We start from the raw sequence: 21,244 nt of genomic DNA, 5'->3' as shown, positions 1-21,244 counted from the left end.
TCATTGCGAGGGCTTGGTTCCCGAATAGGGAACCGTATCTGCCTGAAGCAATCCCAGTTTAAATAAGCCTCTTCCCAAGGAAATATATTTGGAACTGAGGTTGCTTCGTCGTTTTTGACCACCTATTCAGTGGTCACTCCTCGCAATGACAGATTTACTTATTTAAAGATGCCGTTCAACAGCCAGGCTAAACGGACCCCGGCCTTTTCCAATTGGCGGTAGGCCGTGGCCTTCATTGTAGGGGAATAGAACTTTTCCGGCAGGTCCCTTCCCCACCGGTTCTTGTCCGGCAAGGGCCCCGAGGGCAGGCCGGGGTAAATATCGTTTTGAGCGATGCGAAAACTCTCCCAACCCCAGTCTTCCGCCTTGCCCTTACACCAATCCCGCTCTTCCTGGGGCGTTATTTCTTTTTCCAGTTTTCGGGCCAAGAAATGGGGATTAGGACGTCGGTTCGGTTGGAGCAAGTCATCCCACAAGGAGTGAAGGTTCACCCATTTGTAGCGTTGGGCGGTGCCATTGGGGCCATGCCAGCGGAACCACTTGTCGTTCCCGCCCCGGTCCTGGTCATCGGCGCAATGGAGGGGTTGATGGATGTCCCCCACGAAATGCACCAGGTATTTCAGGGCTTCCCTTTTTTCCCCGAGGGAGGCATTCCCATTGGAAAGGACCGAAAGGTCCCTTTCGATCTGTTCCACCACGCAATCGTGGTTGGGACAGGCATCGGCCATGTCATAGGCGGTTTGCGGCTGGCGGATATCCAGGTTGAAGTAGTGCCACGGGGCCGTTTCGGGTTTGTCGTGGGCCATTCGGTCGGCCCAGGTGGAAACGAAGGAAAGGGTCTCCCGCTCCAATATCTCTTGAATGGCCTGCCGGGCCCTTGGCGTGATCCGGTCCTGGGCGATCAGGGCGACGGTCTCATGGCCCACAGCGCCCCATGCACTTACCTGTCGAGGGAATAAAAGTAGGATCGAAAGAAAGAGAAACCTCAAATCGTCTTGACCGGAACTCCCGGCTTGGCGTACTTGGCGATGAACTGTTCCACCAACTCATAGGCCTCGGCATCGGAATATTGAACAGGCGGGGTCTTGAAGAAATAAGAGGACGGACCTTCCTGGGCACCGGCCAATTTGGAATCGAGCGCCAGCTTGCAGCAGCGGATGGCGTCGATGGCCACGCCGGCGCTGTTGGGCGAATCCCAGACCTCCAGCTTCAGCTCGACCGAGACCGGGATATTCCCGAACTCCCGGCCCTCGAGCCGGATATGGGCCCACTTGCGGTCGTTCAACCAGGGCACGTAATCGGAGGGGCCGATATAGATGTCCTTGGGGTCGATGGGGTGGGACAACTGGCTCACGACCGAACCGGTCTTGGAGATCTTCTTGGACTCCAGCCGCTCCCGTTCCAGCATGTTCTTGAAGTCCATATTGCCGCCGAAATTGAGCTGGGAGGTGTGATCGAGCGTCACGCCCCGGTCCGAGAAGAGCTTGGCCAGGACCCGGTGGATGATGGTGGCCCCCACCTGGGCCTTGATGTCGTCCCCCAGGATCGGCAGGCCTGCCTGCTCGAACTTCTTGGCCCAGCCCGGGTTGGAGGCGATGAAGACCGGCATGCAATTGACCACACCGACCCCCGCTTTCAGGGCCTCGGCCATGTAGAACTTGGTGGCTTCCTCACTGCCCACCGGCAGGTAATTGATGAGCACGTCCGTCCGGGTGTCCTTCAGGACCTGGGCCACGTCCACGGGTTTCCCGGGGGCTTCGGTCACGACCTCGCGGTAATACTTCCCCAAACCGTCCAAGGTCGGACCTCGCTGGACCGTCACTCCCAGCTTGGGCACATCGGAGAATTTGATGGTGTTATTGATGGGGGTGAAGATGGCTTCGCCGAGGTCCTTGCCGACCTTGTTGATATCCACGTCGAAAGCGGCGGAGAACTCGAGGTCGCCCACATGGTATTGGCCCAAGCGCACGTGCATGAGGCCCGGGACGAACCCGTCTTCCTCGGCATTGCGGTAGAACTGGACGCCCTGTAACAGGGAAGAGGCGCAGCACCCCACGCCCACGATGGCCACTCGGATCTTCGGCATAAAGGACAACCTCCGGGAATTGGGACGATTCTACCGCTTTTTACGGGTCTTGAGCGATACCCAAACTCGATGGACCCTCTGACCCACCGTAATTAATGAAAAAAACCCTATCAGCCAAAGCACTGGGATCAACTGGTGGAAGAGGAGCCCAGCGATGAGCATCAGGATGCGACCCGTGCGGGGCAGGACCCCGACCTCGCACTCGATCCCTAGCCCTTCCGCCCGGGCCCGGGTATAGGAGACCAAAAGGGAGAGGGTGAAGACCGAGAAAGAGAGCAGGACACCGGTCTCATCCGAGTGGCGGCTGTAATAAAGAACGAATCCCCCAAAAACGACCGCCTCCGAAAACCGGTCCAAGGTCGAATCCCAGAAGGCCCCGAAGGAGGTCCGAAGCTTTTCATTGCGGGCGATGGAACCGTCGAGAACATCGAAGAATCCGCAAGCGAAAAGCCAGAGCCCCGCGGCGACGGAACGGTCCTGGAGCAGTTCATAGGGGACCATCAAGGAGACGACCACGCCCATCCCGGTGACCAGGTTGGGGCTCAAGCCCATCCGGGCGAGGCCCCGGGTCACGGGCCTCCAATGGTCGTCGATCCAGCCTTTGACGGTGTATTTCCGGGGGGACACAGGTCTACTTCAGCGAGAACCGCTCGCCCAGGTAGATCTCCTTGGCCTTCTTGTTGGTGGCGAGCTTGGAGGCGGTGCCGGCGAGCAGGATCTTCCCTTCGAACATGATGTAGGCCCGGTCCACGATGGAGAGGGTCTCGCGGACATTGTGGTCGGTGATGAGGATGCCGATCTTCTTTTTCTTGAGGTAGCGGATGATGGCCTGGATGTCCTGCACCGCGATGGGGTCGATGCCCACGAAGGGCTCGTCCAGCAGGATGAAAGTGGGTTGGAGCACCAGGGCCCGGGCGATCTCCACCCGGCGGCGCTCGCCGCCCGAGAGGGTATAGGCCTTCTGCTTGGCCAGGTGGGAGACCTTGAACTCCTCGAGCAGTTCCTTTTTGCGTTTTTCCCGGTCCACCTTGGAGAGGGGCGTCAATTCCAGGATGGCCAGCAGGTTCTCCTCGACGGTGAGCTTGCGGAAGATGGAAGGTTCCTGGGGAAGGTAGGCGATCCCTAGGCGCGCCCGCTTGTACATGGGAAGCTCGCTGATGTCCTGGGCCCTTGTCTCGTCCTGGAAATAAACGGCCCCCGCGTCGGGCGAGATGAAGCCGGTGGTCATGTAGAAGGTCGTGGTCTTGCCGGCGCCATTGGGCCCGAGGAGCCCGACCACCTCGCCCTGGTGGACCTCGATGGAGACCTGGTTCACCACCCGCTTCTTGTTGTAAACCTTGATGAGGTTCTCGGTGCGAAGGGTCTTCAAGCGGCGCTCCTCATGGAATGGTCGGGCCATTATGGCCTAAACCCGCCCACCCGTCACCGGTTGAAGGGCGATGTGGGACCGCCGGGCGTAGCCACCGGTGTAACGGAAGATAAAGGAAGTATGGGTCCCGGGCGTTGGGTCGTCGGGATCCTGGAAGCCGGAGAGACGGGACCTCCCGTCGGATTGAAATAGCCCTCGGCCATTCCCTCGACGATGACCCCGCGGTCCCCCGAAAGGTTGGAGAGGATCCGCCTTCCGGTCAGAAGGGCGCTGGGAGTAGTGAACCGGGGATCATCCTCCAGGACGAACTGGTCTTTCTGCGATAGGAAAGTGGCCTTTTGGGCCTCCGCCTTCCCGTCCGCGTTCTGGATGAGGACGTTCTGGTTGATGGTGACGGTCTTCTTGTCCGAATCCATTTCCATCTGGCGGCCCGTGACCGAGATGGGTTTCCCATTCTCGTCCAACGTGGTCATGACCGGGTGGTCGTGGGCGGTCATCAGGTTCATCCGGTCCTCATATTCCAGGTTGCCGCAGGTGAGGGTGATCCCTTGGCCCATATCCATGACCCGCACGTGTCCCTCCGCCGAGGCTTCCCGGTTGTCCTCCAGGGCCTGTAACTTCGCGCTCAGGAGAGTGATCTGGTCGTGAACGGCCTTCACATCGCCGGTAAAAAGGGTCAGCCCCTTGGGTTTGTCGAAGGTCAGCTCGTCGGCCGAGATGCGCACCGGCTTTTGGGACGAGACCTGCTGGACCTTTCCCTGGTCGATGTCATAGGCCCATAGGGGCGCCACCAGAACGGCCAACCCAAGCCATCCTGCCCGCTCCATTCCCCTCCCCCGTTCAGAAAGCATCGCGCCCCTCAAAAAGGCTTCGGTTTGCTGAAGGTCTGGATCTCCTTCGTGTCACGGACCTGCGTTTGGACGTTCCGGGTGAACTTGATGTTGTTGAGCTGGGTGTCGGCCACCATACCGTCGGCGCTGATGTCGTCCTTCCCCTTGAAGACATGCACATGCCCGTCGGTGTGGATGAGGTCGGTGTCCGGGTCCCAGCTCAACTTCTCGGTCTCCAGTTTCGAGCCGTTCTGGACGATGAGCTCCACGTGTCCGCTGGCCTCGGTGGCATTGGTCTCGGTGTTCACCACCGCCTTGTCCGCCGTCAGGGTGGAGACCAGCTTGTCCTTGCGGTAATACTCGGCGTAGATCGTGTCGGTGTAGGCCTCTTTCTTGTTCTGGTAGAGCCGGGCCTCGTTGGCATAGAACTCCCAGGTCTTGCGTCCTTGCACGGTGGAGACCAGGTGGAACTTCTGGATCAGGGCGTCCGGTGAGTTCTCCCCCTCGGAGAAGGTCTCGGGGACGGCCACGGGAGCCCGGTCCTTCCAGATCCCCCAGGCCACGAACCCGATGAGGGCCAGGGAAACCCCGACGATCCAGGTGTAGCGCCGCCGTTTGACCACGGCTGGTTCCTCCCCCAACGCCATGGGGATAGGTTCAGGAATAGGGACCAGGGGGGTCGATCGTTTGGGCATAGGCTTCTATTTTAAACCTTGTTCTCGTCATCCGGCCTGGTTTTCCAACGATCGTGCATCCAGACCCATTGATCCGGGTATTCCCTCACGTATTTCTCGATGGTCCGGGTCAGGTCCGTCACGGCCTCCAGCACGTTCTTTTCCTTGTCCCCTTCGGCGGGTACCAGGATCGCCTTTTCGACGTGCATCTCATAGCGGCCGTCCCGCCCTCGGACCATGAAGGCCGGCACCAGGGAAGCCCCCGTTCTCTGGGCGATCCGGGCCACCCCGGACTGGGTCCAGGCCATTTTCCCGTAGAAGGGCACGAAGACCCCGTCCTTCCCCGTGTCCTGGTCCACGAGGGCCATCATGAAATGCCCCTGGCCCAGGGCCTCCAGGATGCCGCGCAACGCGAAACCCCGTTTGATCATCTGGACCAGCCCCAGGTTCTTCACGCGGAAGTCCGTCACCAGGCTGTCGAAGCGCGGGTCATAGAGGTTCTGGGCCAATCCGGAAGTGGGCCCCAAGCCCGAAACATGGGAGGCCAGCAGTTCCCAGTTCCCCAAGTGGGCCGAGACCACGAAGACGCCCTTTCCCCGGGCGAAGGCCGCCTTGAGCTCCTCTTCCCCGTAAACAACCGCCACCTGGGAACGGATCCTTTCGGTCGTCCAACGCAACCAATGGACCGCCTCGAAGATGTTCCGCCCGAAATTGCGCCAGACCCGCCGGGCCAACCGGAGCCTCTCGGCGGAGGTCAGGTCGTCCCCGTAGGCGGTCTTGAGGTTGCGAAGGGTCTTGGCCGCTTCCCGTTCGGAGAGGGCGAAGACCACCGACCCGAAAAGGAGGCCCAGGCGCCCGACCTTTTCGTAGGGCAGGGCCTGGAGCAGGGCCATCAGGCCACGGGCGCAATGATAGATGACCTGGTGCTTGAATTTGACCGGACGTTCGGGAGCGGCGGCGAGGGGCAAGGTCAGACCAGCATGGCGCCGGAACCTATCCGGACATTGTTCCGGTGGAAAAGGTCCAGGGCCTTCTTCCAGCGGCCTTGACCCTTGAGGATATGTTCCACCACCTCGCGGAAGGCGCCTCCCCCGGCAGGGGCTTTCGTCACGTAATCGACGACCTTCTTCACCTCGGGACGGCCGTAGGGGTTGGTGGCGGAGAAGCCGACGCGTGAAAGCAGGGGGATGTCGATCAGGTCGTCCCCCATGTAGGCGACCCGCGAAAGGTCCAGCTTCAGTTTCTTGCAAAGGGCTTGGGCGGCGATGAGCTTATCCAGCTTGCCCTGGAACAGGTAGGGGACCTTCAAATGCTTGGCGCGACGGGCCACCGGCTTGGAGATGCGTCCCGAGAGCCAGCCGATCCGCAGGCCGCCATAAACGGCCAAGCGGTGCCCAATGCCGTCCTGGATGTCGAAGGCGCTCAGTTCCTCCCCGACCCCCAGATAGACCTTCCCGTCGGTCAGGCATCCATCCACGTCGGTGAGGAACAGCTCGATGTCCTTGATGGCCATATCGCTCTCGCTTTCAAACGATCTTGACGGCACCCCGCCCCAACAAGTCGTGCAAGTGGACCAGTCCGACGGGCCTTTTCTTCCCGTCCACCACGATCAACTGGAAGATGGACCTTTGCTCCATGGTTTGCAAAGCCTGGGCCAGGGTGGCCCCTTCCGGGATGGTGGAAGGCTTGGGCGTTCGGAGGTTCGAGGCGTTCCACCGGCGGATGTCGGGATCCTTCAGCATGGCCCGACGCAGGTCTCCATCCACGATGATGCCCTCCAGGCGTCCCGCCTTGCCCGTTACGCAGGCGCACCCCACCCTCTTGGCGTTGATCTCCCGAACGATGGCCGGGAAGGATGCCCCCATCGCCACCTTGGGCACCCGGGAACCCTGCCGCATGATATCCCCCACCTTCAAATGGAGCCGGCGGCCCAGCTCCCCCGCGGGATGGAAAAGGGCGAAATCCTTTTCGGTGAAACCCTGCGCCTCCATCAGGGCGACGGCCAGGGCGTCCCCCAAAGCCAACGCGGCCGTGGTGCTGGCCGTGGGGGCCAAGCGCAAAGGACAGGCTTCCTTTTCGACCCCCGCATAGACCACCACATCCGAAAGACGGGCCAGGGCCGAGCGGGCATTGCCGGTGAAAAGGATGATACGGCAGCCCATGCGCTTCAAATGAGGGATCAGGGTCTTGAGTTCGTCGCTTTCACCGCTGTTGGAAAGGGCCAGGACCACGTCACCCTTGGACGCCTTGCCCAGGTCCCCGTGCATGGCCTCCGAGGCGCCCAGGAAAAGGGCGGGGGTCCCGGTGGAGGAAAGGGTGGCGGCGATCTTCTGGCCGACCAGGCCCGATTTGCCGACGCCCGTCACCAACACCCGGCCCTTGGACCTAAGGACCAGCTTCACGGCGGCCCCGAAAGAAGCCCCGGTCAGTCGGGCCAAGCGGAGCAACCCTTGGGCCTCGATGCGGAGGACTCGTTTGGCGGTCTTGGCGCTCATGGTTCCCTTTTAGAGATAGAGATATCGGCCGCAATCGCAACGGTGGATCGCGATGCCCTTCTTCACTTCGTTCAGGAGCTGGGGAGGGACGTTCATATGACAGCCTTCGCAGATCCGGTCGTCGGACACCTTGGCCACCGCGATCTTCTTGTTGGTGTTCCGGAGCTTCTCGTAACCTTCCCGGAAATCCTCCGGCAATTCCATCAGCTGGGCGGACCGTTCGGATAGTTTCTCGGCCAGGGCCTTGTCCAACTCCCCGATCTTGGAGCGGATCTCCTTTTTTTCCTGTTCGGCCCTTTGCTCGTCCCGGTCCAGCTGCTCCTGGAGCCCTTGGATCCCGGCCTTCAAAGTGTCCTCCCGGAAAAGCCCCTCCAACGCCTTTTCCTCGGCCTTGGACCTGTCCTCTTTCGCCTTCGCGGTCTCGTGCTGGAGGGCGAGCATTTGCTCGTTGCTTTTGACCTCGCCCTCCTGGCCCTGGTATTTCTTGATCTTGGTCTCCAGGGTCCCGACCTCGATCTCGAGGGTCTTGCGGGCCTTGGCCTGGTCCTCCAGGACCTTCTTCTCGGCGGCGATGCGGGCCTTCAGTTCGGCCACCTTTTTGTCCAGGGCCGCGATCTGGGCCAACTGGTCCTTTTTCAGGCGCTCCAGCTCGTCCCGTCCCGAGTCCGTATGTTGCACCTGGATCAATTTTTCGAGGATATCGGCGGGATGCAAAGGGAGGTCCTTTCAGGGGCCGGGCAAGTTCCGAAAGTTTAACATGGCCCATCGGGATTGCCTTCCCCCAAAATGGGCCGTTGCCTTCGGCCCGGCCTTTGGGCTAAAAGGACCCATCCTGTGGAACGAGGTGCCCCATGAACGAAGCGGCGAAGAAGAAGAACCTTCGGATGATCCCCCACGCGCTCTATGTGCTGACCTCCCGGGCCGGCGACAAGGTCGCCGCTTCCACCGTCAGTTGGGTGACCCAGGCCTCCTTCCAGCCGCCCCTCATCGCGACCGGCATCAAGAAGGACTCCCACACCTACCAGGTGGTCTCGGAATCCGGGACCTTCGTCCTGAACTTCCTGGGGAAGGACCAAAAGGAGACCGCCCAGAAATTCTTCAAGCACGTGGAACCCCAGGGGAACACCCTGGCCGGGGAAGCTTTCCAGGAAAGCGCCGCGCTCAAAACGCCCTTCTTTCCGGGCATGGCGGGTCATGTGGAATGCAAGGTCACGGGCAAGCTGGACCAGGGGGACCATGTGGTGGTCTTGGCGGAGGTGGTGGGTGCGGAGGAAGGACCCTTGGAAGGGCCCTTGTTGCTCTCAACGACCGGCTGGCAATACGGAGGTTAGGCCGGCAGGCGCCCGGCCAGGGTCTCCAAGCTCTCGGGCTTCGGGACCTTCACTTCGAACCCGACGCGCCTCTGGGGGTCCTTCTCGGGGATCAACTGGAACTTTTCCCCGGCCAATAGGGAGGACAGGAAGGGGTTCAATTCGCTCTCCAAAGCCCCCAAACTTTCCGAATTGAACGGGGCTTCGGCGCGGTCATTGACGAAGACCTGGAAACGGGTCGTATCGAACTTGACCCCGCCCACCGCCGTGTCCTTCTCCAATAATTGGCATCCCTTCAAGACCCGGCGGAAGGCGGTGGCCAAGTGCTCCTGGGAGGATTTCTCCGGCGGCCGCTTCTGGGTGTAAAGGAAGCCACGCTTTCCCAATTCCTCATCCAAGCTGTAGTTGGCCTCATGGGCCACCACCAGGACCCCCGGTCCCTGGTGCACATGGGTGTACTCGGCCACGTCCACCAGCAGGCCTTCCAACAGGTCGTCCTGGATCCAATGGTGGAATACGGGGATGAAGGAAGAGAGCGGGATCTCGGTCCCCGACCCCAGGAAGAATTTCACGCCGATCTTTTGCAGGTTCATGATCCCCCCTTACTTCACGCCCGGCAACGGGGCCGGGACGGGGGCGGCATTGGCGACGTAGCTGTGGGCGGCCTCCAGGAACAGCTGGGCTTCCTCCACCCGGCGATGGGCTTCATCGTGGTTGGGGTTCTCCAGCCGGTTCTCATGGGCCTTGAAAAGGAAGGCCGCGAACTGGGTATTGTTGACATGCTTCACGAACTCGCCGGTATCGAAAAAGTGCTTGCGGAACTCGGCGACGGTGGCGTCCGACTTGCCCACCCATTCCCGGTCGCGGGTGCGCACCACGCCCTCGGCCGCGAAGATCATGGCCTCGTAGGCCAATGCCACGGCGGCTTTCAGGTCCTTTTCGTCCAGCTTTACCTGGGCCTCGAAGACCTTAGCCTCGGAGGCGGTCAGGGAGAACTCGGCCGGCGTCACCACCTCGCCCGCGCATTCGCCCTTACCGATGTCGGCGATGGTGTATTCCCGCACATCGCCCCAGTCGGTGAAAAGGGCTGGCTCGGCGTCGTGGGAGGGGATGACCGACAGGTCCGCCAGCAGTTCCTTGATGGCCACCTTGCCGATGCGTTGGACAAAAGCCTGGAAATCCTCGTCCTTCTTGCGTTCCTTCACGAACTTGTCGGTCAGACGCTTCACCGTCTCCGGGATGCGCTTGGAGGGGACCGCCGCCACGGCCAGGCCGTAGGACCCGCCGTTGTTCTTCCATTGCCCGCCCAGCACCAGTTGGAAATGGGGAACGGTATAGGACCCCGCCTTGCGGGAGACCCCGTAGAAACCCAGGTCGGAGATGTGATGCTGTCCGCAGGAATTGGGACAGCCGCTCACCTTGATCTTGAGGTCCCTCACCTCGGGGGGAAGTTGGGAAAGCATGGCGTCCATGCGTTGGGAAAGTTCCCGGGCCAGACCGCGTGAAGCGGAAATGCCCAGCTTGCAGGTATCGGTCCCGGGACAGGACGTGATGTCCGAGATGGTGTTGGCGCCTCCCTGGGCGAGCCCAATGGCCTGCAGTTCCTCGAAGAAGGCGGGCAGGTCGGCCTCGCTGACCCAGCGGAAGAGCAGATTCTGCTCCACCGTGGTGCGGACCGAGTCCTTCACATATTGGCGCGCCAGGCGGGCAAGACCCCGCAACTGCGTCGAGGTCAGGTCCCCCAAAGGAACCTTCACATAGACGGAGACAAAACCGAATTGGGGCTGGGTGACCACATTGGTCTTTTTCCAGTCCAGGAAACCCTTCGGGAGGGAGGAAGCGCGCAGGCTGGCCCCGGGCTTGACGGGTTTTTCCTCCTCTTTCAGGTACTGGGTGATCAGGCTGGTCCAACGGTCGTCATGGGGAAGGATCTTGCGTTCTTCCTCGACCAGTTTTCGGAATTCGTCGATGCCCAGCTTGGCCACCAGGAACTTGATGCGGGCCATGCCGCGGATCTTCTTTTCGCCCAGCCGGCCATAGACCCGGGCCACCGCCTGGGTGATGGGGAGCATCTCCTCCACCGGCAGGTCCTGGAACAGGAGCTTGGCGTTGTAGGGGACCGGCCCCAACCCGCCGCCCACGAAGACATCGAAGGCCCGGGTCGCCTTGCCCTGGACCATGGCCTTCTTGGCGATGAAACCCATGTCGTGCATGTTGACCAGGCCGCAGGCCTCGCCCGCGCAACCCGAGAAGGCGATCTTGAACTTCCGGCCGAAGTCCTGGGCGTCGGGGTGCCCCAGCATGAACTTGAAGATGGCCTTGGAGTAGGGCGTCACGTCGAAGGATTCGGTCTTGCAGACCCCCGCGATGGGGCAAGCCGTCACGTTGCGCACCGAATTGCCGCAGGCTTCCCGGGTGGTGATGTTGACCGAGGCCAGGCGGCGCATGATGTTGGGGGTATCCTCCACGTGGATGAAGTGGAGCTGGAAATCCTGCCGGGTGGTGATGTGGGCGATGCCGTCGGAATATTCCTCGGCCAGGTCGGCCAGGACATCCATCTGGTCGGCGGTCAGTCCCCCCCAAGGGAACTTGATCCGCTGCATGCCGGGAGCGTCCCAATGGGTGTCGGGACCCTTCCAGGTCCCGTCCGAGGGGTATTTCAGGTGGCGGATCTGCTTGCCGTCATTACGGTGCCCGTTGTCATAGCGCTGGCCATAGGCCCCCCGGCGCAAACGGGTCTCGGCGAATATGCGGGGCTCGATCTTCCCCTGCTTGTTGAGGCCGATCTGGGCCTCGAACTCATCGACCTCGCGGGCCCAATCGGGGGGCATGCTGTCTTGGAGCTTTTCTTTCCAATTCTTGGGTTGGGTCATGGGGACCGATTTCCTGTTCTTTCCTTGAAGAATGAGGGTCATTTGTACACTACCGAAGCCTTCAAAATCAACGATGGAATCCCCGGCTACGACGCTACTTCCCGGCCTTCCACTCCCTCAGGCGCCTTTCCATTTGCCGCAAATGATGTTCCAGGTGCCAAATGTTCAGGGCCACCATGTACTCCAGGTCCTTGGTCCCCCACTCGGGATGTTCGACCTTCCCCTTCCAGGCCCTGCGGGGGATCCGGGCCAAAAGGTCCGAGTTCGCCTTGCGCAGAAGGAGGATCAGGTCCCGCGCTTGTTCGGCCGGGGCTTTGGGATAGGCCAATCGGTCCGCCCATATTTCCTGGTCGTAGGAGGACACGAAGGAGCCGGGTTGGGCCGCCGCCAACCGCAAGCGGACATAAAGGTTCGCCTCCTGGTCCGCCAAATGCCAAAGGACCTGGGCGATGGTCCAGTGGGTCTTTTTAAGCGTGAAGGACCACATCCGCCGCGGACAATGACGAAGAACGGCCGTGAGGCGGATATCCCCTTGGGCGAAAGCCTTGGCTTTTTGGGGGATAGGCCAAGCCTGGCTTTGGGCCTTCAGCCGGGCGGTGGCTTCTTCGGTCAACCTGATCTTCACGATCGTCTCCTTGAAAATTGGGTGGTGGGAAAATCAATCTTGGGAGCGGCGGGAGGGGATTTCAAGGGCGCGCGACGAACAGGACCCGATCCACGGACCCCGGATCGGGCAATGGTTCCCCGATCGTTCCAAATCCCGAGAGGGTCACTTTCCTGAAACCTTCGGCTTGGAGCCATTGGACGACCTGGGCCAGTGGATAGGACCGGTTCCAGATCGTCCCTTCGAAAGATTCCCCGTCCTGCCGGCCCCTTAAGCGCATCCAAGCCTGTCCTTCCCCTTCTTCGAAGCCCCCGGAAACCTCCAGCTCTTCCCCGGCCACCGACCCCTTTTCCGGCCGGGCCCAGGCTCGGAGTCCTTGGAGGGTATGGAAATCGAACAGGAAGGCCCCCAGGGGATGGAGGGAATTCTTGACCGAACGAAAGCACTCCCTCAATTGTCCCGGATCCTTCAAATGGTTCACACTGTTATAGGAAGAGACCGCGGTCCCGAAGTGACGGCCGGGGAGGGATCGGGTCATGTCCATGGCGAGGAACTGGGCCTGACCGGTCGGAAGATAACGGGCACAACGGACCTTGGCCAAGGCCAGCATTTCTTCCGAGAGGTCGAGACCCGTGACCCGGTAACCGGCTTCCAAAAGAGGCAGGGCCAAATGGCCGGGACCACATCCCAGGTCCAATATCTCTTTTAAAGGCGGCTGGTTGGAAGGATCGGCCCAGAAACGGAGCAAGCGAGGGGCGAGTTCGCGGGCATGATTCCCGAAATGACGGTCGTAAAAGGACGCGAAGGGACCATCGTAAAGGGACGCGCCTTTAGGTTCGGGCATGGTCAGGGATGCGGCGAATTGGATTTTAGCGGCGGGTGAGCCTCATATTCACATAGACACCCTTGCCCTGGACCTGGGCCTTGAAGTTCAAGAGGCCCTTCTCCTGGCAAAATTCCCTCTCGCTGAACGGAAGGGTCTCGATGTCCCTAACGACGCTCCCTCGGGTCCCGCAATCGACACAGAGCACGTCGATCTCGACCTGGGAAGCGGCTTTCGCCTTGGCGGCCACGGTACGGCCGTTCACCATCTTCACGCTGCCTTCGCAAACATGGCAGTGAATGCTTTGAGCGTACTTCATGAAAACTCCTTCTCCGACACGACCCAAAAAAGTTGAATAATTTTATTGATTTTGGGGGAGCGGTAAGTATAGGCCCCCACCCCATGGAACTCAAGGCGCGGCCGCAAAGACGTGGGGCCAAAGGATTTTCCCGCCTTTTTTCAACGCTCCTATGACAGCCGTCAGATTGAAGGGAAATATCAGGGTTTTTAACGGCCCAAGAAGGCCGCCACGAAAAAGACACCACTTTATCCATTAGTTGGGCTCTTGTTAGGTGGGGGTACATCTGCCGGGGTCTCGTTGTTGAGGTTCTTCTCGCTCCATCCGCCCCCCGAACCCCATGACTGCCGAACAGGGAATGGGAACAAAACACCTTCTTTTACCCGCACATACCGCCCGGAAGTGGCCGGGGCCTGACATTCCCCGGATAACGCTTGGGAAAATATGGCTCGAACTTGTCCCGCGAAATAAAAAAGCCCCCGGGACAATTCCCAAGGGCTTTTGTCGTGATCGGGGATAAGATCCCCGATTCGATCAGTTGGTCGGCGTGGTGGAAGTCGTCGCCGGAGCGGCTTCGACCTTCTTGGCCTTCTTCATTTTCTTCATCTTCTTGGCTCGCTTGGCCTTGTGGCTCACTTTCGCCACGGGCGTGGAAGCCGGGGCCGTTTCTTGCGCCAAGACCAAACCGGTGCTGCCCAAGAACAGGGCCGCCAACAGAACTAAGATCGACTTTTTCATGGATTTCCTCCGGGCCCTTTCGGGCCTTTGAATTAAGGGACCTTCGTCCCTTGCGAATAAGACGAAGTTTACCTCTGAAAAGTTGCAGGGGCTCAACGACCCCGGGCGGCTCTGTCCCGCAACCGGGCCAGGGAGACCAATTCCCGCCCAATGGAAAGGAAAGTCAGCTGATCCAGGGGGAATTCCAACAGGACATGGGCAAAGCTGAGGAAAAAAAGCCATTTCAGGCCCCATAAGTAATTCCAGGCGTAAAGACCTATCGAAAGGGCCCATAGGGCCAAGATGACCCAAGCCCGTCGCCGGGGGATCTCATGCCATCCGATGACCGAGGTCTTCGAGAACCAATTGAGGTAGTGGTAGGTATAGGCAAAGGCGATGAAAGCCATGAGGGACAGGGCCGCCGGATGGGAATAGAGGTAATGGTTGGCCGCCTGGGAGCCGCCCGTGAGGACCTCGGAGCCAGGGAATCCCAGACGGTGCGCCAGGAACCGGTTGATGAGGATGAAAGGGCTGGTGCCACCGCCTCCTTCGGTCAGGACCCCATAACTATCCTGCACATAAGGGCTGGGACTATAGGATGCGCCCGGGTGGACCCAGAGGAACAACAGCATCATGGCCCCGAAAACGGCCAATGAAAGGATGCCGGAGAGGCTCCGTCCCTTCAAAGCGCCCAAGAGGATGAAGATCCCGGTGAAGAGGAACACATGGACCAGCGTCGGCAGGAACATGCCGAAGGCGATCTTGAGGGGAAAAGGCAACCCGAAAAGGAAAAGGGCCAAGGCCCCGGCCCCGGCCAAGAGCCAACGGGAGGGATGGTCCTTCAAGGCGACCGAACCGAAAGCGATCCAGAAGGACAGGGTGACCAGCGCCTCTCCCCAACCTCCGCCCGAAGGTTGGGGAATGGCCCCGAGGAAGAGAAGTGTGATCAACGCCGCGATGGCCAGCAGGACCCATGGGTCGGACCTGCCCTTCACATAAAAATCCCGGTCGTGGAGCCAGGAGATCTCCGTGAGGTAGTGCAACGGTCCCAATACGCCATATGAAAATAGAAAAAGCTCGAAAGGGAACATCAAGGCCAAACCGGCCGACAAGACCATCAAAAGGATATTGAGATAGTTCAGCCGGTCGGTGGTCAAAGGAACCTCGCGCGCGAAACTCGAGTTGCAAAGTTTAACGGGGTTTCACAAAAGATGTCCCATCATAACAAAAGCCGTAAAACCATTTTTGAATCGGAAACATAAAAGTTATGCTGGGGTCGCTTTCCATGAATCGAGCGGGGAAAGGAATCCATGTCCAGGGTGACCGTCCAAGAGCAACGGGGTCTCGTCTATTCGGGGCAAGGCCCCGAACCCTGGATCAGCGGCACCTTCCACTATTGGCGCGTCCAACATGAGCTTTGGGCCGATGTACTGGCCAACATCAAGGCCATGGGCTTTTCCATGGTGGAGACCTACATCCCCTGGGCCGTCCACGAGGTCGAGCGGGGACGCTTCGATTTCGGCGGGACCGACCCCAACAAGAACCTGGAAGGCTTCATCCAGAAGGTCCACCAGGCCGACCTGAAGCTCATCGTTCGGCCCGGGCCCCACATCAACGCCGAGCTGACCTTTTTCGGCTACCCCGCCCGCGTCCTTTACGACCCCGAGGTCGCCGCCCAGGAAGCCTCCGGAGCCTTTTCCATCCATGACGCCTATCCCAAGGCCTTCCCGAATCCCAGCTACGCCTCGGGCAAGCTCTACGCCGAGACCGCCCTTTGGTTTGACGCCCTGGCCCCCATCCTCAAGCGCAACCTCCATCCGGAAGGCCCCATCGTGGCCCTGCAGGTGGACAATGAGACCGGTTATTTCTTCCGCACCGGCGCCTATCTCTTGGACTACGGCAACGATTCCCTCCTCTGGTACCGGACCTTCCTGGAAATGCGCCACGGTTCCCTGGAGGCCCTGAACCGGACCTACGGCACCACCTACCGGTCCTTCCAGGAGATCGAACCGCCCCGTTCCTTCGACGGAAAGGAACGGAAGGACCTTCCCTATTACCTGGACTGGAGCCGCTACAAGGAATGGCAGATCAACCAATGCCTCAAGCAGGTGGGGGAAATGTGGAAGGAAAGGGGTGTGGACGGGATCCCCTTCTTCCACAACTTCTTCGGGCCTTTGACCAGCCCCTACAACACCAACCAAGCGGAATGGGGGGGATTCGGCCTCGACGTGGTGGGCATCGACAATTACCCCCGCAAAGAGCAGTTCCTGGCCACCTCCCGCATCGCCAGCTACTTGGCGGGCACCTCCAAACTCCCCTTCATCCCCGAGTTCGGGTCCGGTTGCTGGTCCCTGCCCCTTTGGGAGAACACCTTCACGGTCACGGACGAGCGGTTCACGACCCCCCTTCTTTTCATGTTCGGCCTCAAGGCCGTCAACTACTACATGCTGGTGGAGCGGGACCGCTGGATGGGAAGCCCCATCACCCAGGACAACAAGATCCGTACCCCCTATTTCGAAATGTACCGTCACTGGAACGCCTTCCTGAAACGCCATCATTTCCACGAATGGGACCTGCAGGCGGACCTCCTGCTCCTGGCCAACTACGACCAGGACCGCCTCCTGAAGGCCCTCAAGAAGGTGGAGAACCATTTCGTCCACTTCCTGCCCGAAGAGATCGGTTACGAAGAGGAGCAGGGGCTTTTTCCCTACCGCGTCGAGGAGGAGGTCCCCCGTTGGTCCGACGGGTCATGGTCGTTCGCCCTTCGGAACCATCTGCCCTTGCGCTGTTCGGATACAGTGGCCCCCCTGGAACGCTTGCGCGGCCACAAGGTGGTCTGGGTCCCGACCTTCGAGGCCTTGGATAAGGAGGCCCAGGACAACCTGCGCCGCTACGCCGAGGAAGGAGGCACGGTCCTGATGGGACCCCTGGTCCCTTCCTTGGACGCCGACTACAAACCCTACTGCGCCTTTCCGGAACTCCACTCGGCGCCCGAAGCCAAGGTCGGAAAAGGCAGGGTGGTCCTGATAAGGGAGTTCGATGAGGGAAAACTGCTCCGAACCCTGGCCTCAGCCGGGGTGAACCCCGTCCTGGAAGGCCTGCCGAACCAGGTCCTGGCCACCCGGTTCCATAAGGATGGCAAGACCATGGTGTTCCTGGCCAACGCCCAGGATGCCCCGGCCGGTTTCGAGGTCTCCCAGAAGCTCGCCCCACTTTACGGGATCCCCGAGGATAAACCCCTCAAGCAAGGCCACCTAGTCCTGGAACCCTGGTCGGTCACCGTTTGGGAGCTGCGCCCATGATCCATCCGGACGTCAAGTTCGAGCACATCGATATCGAACAAGCCCGCCGCTTCGTGGACATCTCCAAGATCGCCCAACCCAACCCCCGGACGCTCTATGTGCTCCATGAAAAAGGCAGGGTCGTGAAGGCTTGGGACAGCCGGAAAGGGAGGGTCCTCCTGAAGGAAATCCTAGAACCTTCCCGGGAACTGGCCGAAACCCTCCGAAAGGCCCATGGGGTGGACGAGGTCCAACTGATCGACCGGGAAGGCCTGATGGGTTATTACCGGGAAGCCTTAGACCTGAAAAAGGCCGAGGAATTGACGGGTTACGAGTTCAAGGAAAGGGCCCAGGCCCTGAAGGATACCCAGGGCAACGGATTCCTGATCCACCCGCCGCGGGAAGCCTACGATTACTACCACTATTTCGAGCGCAGTCGCCGCTTCGTGAAGGAAAAACTGGAACCCGACTGTTCTTTCCTGGTCGGCGTCCACGAAGGGAAGGACTGGTGGACCTCCCTTTACGCCGATCTCGCCCATGGAAGCATCGTGCGCCTCTCGACCTTCGAGCCCTTCCCCCCCGGGAAGTTGGCCAATGCCTCCATGCCCGCCACCCACCAGGAACTGGTCAGGCTCGCGGCCCAAAAGTCGGGCAAGAACGCCTACGGCCTCTTCCTGGACCGGCCCGCCTTCGAGGGCTTCGCCAAGGCCCAATGGCGGGGTCTCGGCTCGACGCCTTTGCTCAAAGTAAAGCCCTAAACCAAGGCTTTTTAGGGTCCCTGGCCTCATTTTTGAACTTATCCCTTCTTTTTTGCCGTCTTTGTTTGTAGATTAACCACTCCTGAACGGGGCCACCAAGGACCGTGATGGTGCAGTTAAATTTTTAAGAAGCAGAGGTTTCAAGCAAATGGCTCAAGGTACAGTGAAGTGGTTCAAGAACGAGAAGGGTTTTGGTTTCATCTCCCAAGACGGTGGCGAGGATGTTTTCGTGCACCACTCGTCTATTCAGATGGACGGCTACAAAACGTTGAACGAGGGTGACCGTGTTGAATTCAACGTCACTCGCGGCGACAAGGGCCTCAAGGCCGAGAACGTCGTTAAGATCTAACAAGGTCTTTCGATAATCAAAAGCCCCTGGAGCGAAAGCTTCAGGGGCTTTTTTATTTCCGGGACTTTTACCGGATCATTGGCCGTTCTTCGTGCCCTTCGTGGTCCGATATCAGGTTTTCAGCCTTTCCCCGATGGACCGGAAGGAACCTTTCAAGGCCGGATAAAGTTCCCGGTATTCCCCATACCAAACGTCGTATTCCTTGACCCTCTTCGTGTTGGGTTGGGTCCGGGTGACCACCCGGATGAGCTTGGAGCAGGCCGCGGGGACCGAAGGATATAGTTTAGCCCCCACCATGGCCAGGATGGCCGCCCCATAGGCCGGCCCTTCCTCACTGTTCACCGTGACCACTTCTTCCCCATAGATGTCCGCCTGCATCTGGCGCTGGAAGGGATTGGCGGCCCCGCCACCCGTCGCCACCACCCGGCGGATCGGCACCTTCAATTCCCGGAAGATCTCGAGCGAATCCCGCATGGCAAAGGTGATGCCCTCGAAGACGGCCCTGGCGAAATGGGCCCTCCCGTGCCGGGCGCTCATCCCCACGAAAGCCCCCCGGGCGTAAGCATCCTTATGGGGCGTCCTTTCGCCCATGAGATAGGGTAGGAACAGGAGTCCTTCGCTTCCCGGAGCGACCCTTCCGGCCATCTGGCTCAGGATCTTATAGGCGCTGGTCCCGGTCCTTTTCCCAAGGTCCTTTTCGCTCAAGCCCAAGGTGTCCCGATACCATTGCAAGGAGAAGCCCGCCGAGAGGATGACACCCATCAAATACCACTTGTCCGGCACGCTGTGGCAAAAGCTGTGGACCCGCAGGCCCGGATCGACCTTGACCTTGTCCGAGTGGGCAAAGAAGACCCCGGAAGTGCCCAAGCTCGCCATGACGTCCCCGGATTTGATGATCCCGTTCCCCACCGCTCCGCATGTGTTGTCCGCGCCGCCTCCGACCACAGGGCAACCTTCCCGAAGGCCCAGCTGCTTGGCGACTTGGGCCGTCAGGCGCCCGCAGATCTGCTGGGACTCCACGACTTGCGGGAACCAAGCCAAGGGGATCCCCAACTTGCCCAGGAGTTCCTTGGACCAACGCCGGTTCTTCACATCGAAATAAAGGGTCCCGGCGGCGTCGGAAACTTCGGTGGCCAAGGCCCCGGTCAGCTTGTAGCGCACGTAATCCTTGGGCATGAGGACCTGGGCGATCTTGGCGTAGGTCTTGGGTTCGTGCTTCTTGACCCAAAGGATCTTAGGAAGGGTAAAACCTTCGAGAGCGGGATTGGAGACCCATTGGCGTAGGTGGCTCTCCCCAACCTTTCGGGTGATCTCCAGGCATTCCTCATGGGTGCGGGTATCGCACCAAAGGAGCGCCGGGCGCAGGACCTTGCCCTGCTTATCGAGAAAGACCGAGGAGTGCATCTGGCCCGAAAAACCGAGGGCCTTCACGTCCGAAGGCTTTACGCGGGCCTTTTTCACCGCCCCGGCAATGGCTTGAAAAGAGGCTCTGACCCATATGTCCGGGTCTTGCTCGGCCCAACCTGGATGCGGCGTGGAGAGGGGATATTCGACGGTCACCTTGGAAAGGATCTTGCCCGACTCCGAGACCACGATGGCCTTGGTCCCCGAAGTGCCGACATCACAACCGATCACGAAAGACATAGGATCCTCCGTCTTTTATTTCGCTTCAAGAATATCGGGCCGTTCAAAGGTCTTCCCGCTACACTTCACTTCCACCATCGGCCAATTCGGGGTCGAGGTCAGGACTTCCAACCCCTTCTTCGTTAAAAGGACCGTGTCCTCGCTTTTGGTTCCCGTAATGGAAGGGTTCCAGGCAAGGGCCTGGTTCGCCACCAGCTTTTCTTTACAACTAGGGGTAGCCAAATAGTCCCGGGTTTCATAACCCGTGGGACCGCCTTGGTGGTGCTTCTTCCACTCGCCGTCGAAACCTTGGGCGGCATACTCCGAAACGCCAGCTTGGAAAACTTCTCGGGCCTCTATCCCAATGGCCGTCTTGTCCCACATGGCGCATTCCACCTGCAGGCAAGCCCGGTGGCGAAGCCGGAGGTCCATAGGCATCGGCCCGAAATGGACGATACGGGTAAGATTGGCGATGAGCCCATGACCCTTGGCGCAGATGACCATCATGACCCTGTTCTGGATCTTCTTAGTGGTGGGCAGTGGGTGACGATAACGTTTCAGGCGCTCATCAGAACCGACCAGGATGACGGTCGCTTCCAGGCCCCGGTCCACCAGCTCTTTGGAGAGCTCGGCGGCCACCTGGTTCTCGCGCCAGCCTTGACGGACCTTCTTGCCTACGATCTCCATGGCCTCGCCGGAAAGCTTTCCCACCCGGCGGTAGCGGGTCATTTCCTCCGGTAAAAGGGACCACCGCAAACGGGCGATCTCATCCTTCAAGGACGGAAGCCCATAGGCCCCGTCATCGGAAGCGGCTTTCTTGCGCCTGGGCTTTGCGGGCTCGTACCAAGGATGGGTCCGGTAGGCGAAAGGAAGCCCCTTTGCCTCTTCCTCCCGGAACCGCTTCTCCTCGATGGAGTTGCACCAAAGTTCCACGTTCGCGGGGGTCACCCAGAGGGCGGCCACCCCCTTCTCCACGTCGGACCTGATATGGCTGGTATGCCCGCCCGTGAGCCAGGAGAAATTGGCCCGATTGGAAAGGAGGATCCCCTGCAACCGATGTTCCCGGATCAAACCACGAAGGCGTTGGAGTTTTATCTTTAATTCCAAGGCAACCCCTCTTGAACCACAGAGAACACAGAGGTCGCAGAGAAAAC

The 21,244-nt window shown here is 60.1% G+C and carries 23 protein-coding genes; 4 read left to right on the top strand and 19 right to left on the bottom strand.

Annotation, left to right across the window (positions count from 1 at the left end; translation table 11 throughout):
• Positions 1 to 158 precede the first annotated feature (158 nt).
• From VHE12_08390 to VHE12_08345, 10 genes are read right to left on the bottom strand one after another with little or no spacing between them, the layout of a single operon-like run.
• A complete protein-coding gene (locus VHE12_08390) occupies positions 159 to 926 on the bottom strand; it encodes a S1/P1 nuclease (protein HVZ80801.1) in 768 nt (255 codons plus the stop codon).
• Positions 927 to 985: 59 nt separating this feature from the next.
• Complete coding sequence (locus tag VHE12_08385; GenBank protein ID HVZ80800.1) at positions 986 to 2,086, bottom strand: inositol-3-phosphate synthase; 1,101 nt, start codon at positions 2,084 to 2,086, stop codon at positions 986 to 988.
• 30 nt (positions 2,087 to 2,116) lie between these two features.
• Complete coding sequence (locus VHE12_08380; GenBank protein HVZ80799.1) at positions 2,117 to 2,713, bottom strand: CDP-alcohol phosphatidyltransferase family protein; 597 nt, start codon at positions 2,711 to 2,713, stop codon at positions 2,117 to 2,119.
• A 4-nt stretch (positions 2,714 to 2,717) separates the two neighbouring features.
• Positions 2,718 to 3,455: an LPS export ABC transporter ATP-binding protein gene (lptB, locus tag VHE12_08375; GenBank protein ID HVZ80798.1), complete on the bottom strand. Its 738-nt coding sequence runs from the start codon at positions 3,453 to 3,455 to the stop codon at positions 2,718 to 2,720.
• A gap of 53 nt (positions 3,456 to 3,508) precedes the next feature.
• Positions 3,509 to 4,306 (bottom strand): LptA/OstA family protein, encoded by a 798-nt coding sequence (locus tag VHE12_08370; protein HVZ80797.1) that lies wholly within the window; start codon positions 4,304 to 4,306, stop codon positions 3,509 to 3,511.
• Between the two features lie 8 nt (positions 4,307 to 4,314).
• Complete coding sequence (lptC, locus tag VHE12_08365; protein HVZ80796.1) at positions 4,315 to 4,980, bottom strand: LPS export ABC transporter periplasmic protein LptC; 666 nt, start codon at positions 4,978 to 4,980, stop codon at positions 4,315 to 4,317.
• A gap of 11 nt (positions 4,981 to 4,991) precedes the next feature.
• Positions 4,992 to 5,927 (bottom strand): lysophospholipid acyltransferase family protein, encoded by a 936-nt coding sequence (locus tag VHE12_08360; GenBank protein ID HVZ80795.1) that lies wholly within the window; start codon positions 5,925 to 5,927, stop codon positions 4,992 to 4,994.
• 2 nt (positions 5,928 to 5,929) lie between these two features.
• A complete protein-coding gene (locus VHE12_08355) occupies positions 5,930 to 6,472 on the bottom strand; it encodes an HAD hydrolase family protein (GenBank protein ID HVZ80794.1) in 543 nt (180 codons plus the stop codon).
• 13 nt (positions 6,473 to 6,485) lie between these two features.
• Complete coding sequence (locus tag VHE12_08350; protein HVZ80793.1) at positions 6,486 to 7,454, bottom strand: KpsF/GutQ family sugar-phosphate isomerase; 969 nt, start codon at positions 7,452 to 7,454, stop codon at positions 6,486 to 6,488.
• A 9-nt stretch (positions 7,455 to 7,463) separates the two neighbouring features.
• A complete protein-coding gene (locus VHE12_08345) occupies positions 7,464 to 8,168 on the bottom strand; it encodes a C4-type zinc ribbon domain-containing protein (GenBank protein ID HVZ80792.1) in 705 nt (234 codons plus the stop codon).
• Between the two features lie 137 nt (positions 8,169 to 8,305).
• Between VHE12_08345 and VHE12_08340 the strand changes: the two genes are divergently transcribed.
• Positions 8,306 to 8,785 carry a flavin reductase family protein gene (locus tag VHE12_08340; protein HVZ80791.1) on the top strand — a complete coding sequence of 160 codons (480 nt, stop codon included), beginning with the start codon at positions 8,306 to 8,308 and terminating at the stop codon, positions 8,783 to 8,785.
• On the opposite strand, the gene VHE12_08335 is transcribed toward VHE12_08340, so the two are convergent.
• The 7 genes from VHE12_08335 to VHE12_08305 form a co-directional block, all read right to left on the bottom strand.
• Complete coding sequence (locus VHE12_08335) at positions 8,782 to 9,357, bottom strand: hypothetical protein (GenBank protein HVZ80790.1); 576 nt, start codon at positions 9,355 to 9,357, stop codon at positions 8,782 to 8,784. The two genes, VHE12_08340 and VHE12_08335, sit on opposite strands and share 4 nt — an antisense overlap.
• A 9-nt stretch (positions 9,358 to 9,366) precedes the next feature.
• Entirely contained in the window at positions 9,367 to 11,637 is a 2,271-nt protein-coding gene (locus VHE12_08330; protein ID HVZ80789.1) for a nitrite/sulfite reductase, read from the bottom strand.
• Positions 11,638 to 11,731: 94 nt separating this feature from the next.
• Positions 11,732 to 12,262, bottom strand: coding sequence for a DinB family protein (locus tag VHE12_08325; GenBank protein HVZ80788.1), 531 nt, complete (start codon positions 12,260 to 12,262; stop codon positions 11,732 to 11,734).
• A gap of 61 nt (positions 12,263 to 12,323) precedes the next feature.
• Positions 12,324 to 13,085, bottom strand: a complete 762-nt coding sequence (locus VHE12_08320) for a class I SAM-dependent methyltransferase (protein HVZ80787.1) — start codon at positions 13,083 to 13,085, stop codon at positions 12,324 to 12,326.
• A gap of 25 nt (positions 13,086 to 13,110) precedes the next feature.
• On the bottom strand, positions 13,111 to 13,383 hold the full coding sequence (locus VHE12_08315; GenBank protein HVZ80786.1) for a hypothetical protein: 273 nt from the start codon (positions 13,381 to 13,383) through the stop codon (positions 13,111 to 13,113).
• Between the two features lie 513 nt (positions 13,384 to 13,896).
• Complete coding sequence (locus tag VHE12_08310; GenBank protein HVZ80785.1) at positions 13,897 to 14,100, bottom strand: hypothetical protein; 204 nt, start codon at positions 14,098 to 14,100, stop codon at positions 13,897 to 13,899.
• 92 nt (positions 14,101 to 14,192) lie between these two features.
• Complete coding sequence (locus VHE12_08305) at positions 14,193 to 15,236, bottom strand: hypothetical protein (GenBank protein ID HVZ80784.1); 1,044 nt, start codon at positions 15,234 to 15,236, stop codon at positions 14,193 to 14,195.
• Positions 15,237 to 15,389: 153 nt separating this feature from the next.
• Here VHE12_08305 and VHE12_08300 point away from each other — a divergent pair, with 153 nt between their 5' ends.
• The 3 genes from VHE12_08300 to VHE12_08290 all read left to right on the top strand — a co-directional run bounded on the left by VHE12_08300 (position 15,390) and on the right by VHE12_08290 (position 18,467).
• Positions 15,390 to 17,381, top strand: a complete 1,992-nt coding sequence (locus tag VHE12_08300; GenBank protein ID HVZ80783.1) for a beta-galactosidase — start codon at positions 15,390 to 15,392, stop codon at positions 17,379 to 17,381.
• Complete coding sequence (locus VHE12_08295) at positions 17,378 to 18,118, top strand: hypothetical protein (GenBank protein ID HVZ80782.1); 741 nt, start codon at positions 17,378 to 17,380, stop codon at positions 18,116 to 18,118. Before VHE12_08300 ends, VHE12_08295 begins: the two co-directional genes overlap by 4 nt.
• A 148-nt stretch (positions 18,119 to 18,266) precedes the next feature.
• On the top strand, positions 18,267 to 18,467 hold the full coding sequence (locus VHE12_08290; GenBank protein ID HVZ80781.1) for a cold-shock protein: 201 nt from the start codon (positions 18,267 to 18,269) through the stop codon (positions 18,465 to 18,467).
• 111 nt (positions 18,468 to 18,578) lie between these two features.
• Here the strand turns inward: VHE12_08290 and xylB are convergent, their stop codons facing one another.
• Both xylB and VHE12_08280 read right to left on the bottom strand, forming a co-directional pair.
• Entirely contained in the window at positions 18,579 to 20,111 is a 1,533-nt protein-coding gene (gene xylB / locus VHE12_08285) for a xylulokinase (protein ID HVZ80780.1), read from the bottom strand.
• 15 nt (positions 20,112 to 20,126) lie between these two features.
• A complete protein-coding gene (locus VHE12_08280) occupies positions 20,127 to 21,197 on the bottom strand; it encodes a M24 family metallopeptidase (GenBank protein ID HVZ80779.1) in 1,071 nt (356 codons plus the stop codon).
• Positions 21,198 to 21,244: the final 47 nt, after the last annotated feature.

Source organism: bacterium, assembly GCA_035549195.1.
GTDB lineage: Bacteria > Oederibacteriota > Muellerivitia > Muellerivitales > Muellerivitaceae > DASZRK01.
The sequence above is the reverse complement of the archived record's forward strand: the minus strand, read 5'-3'. Positions and strand labels throughout refer to the sequence as shown.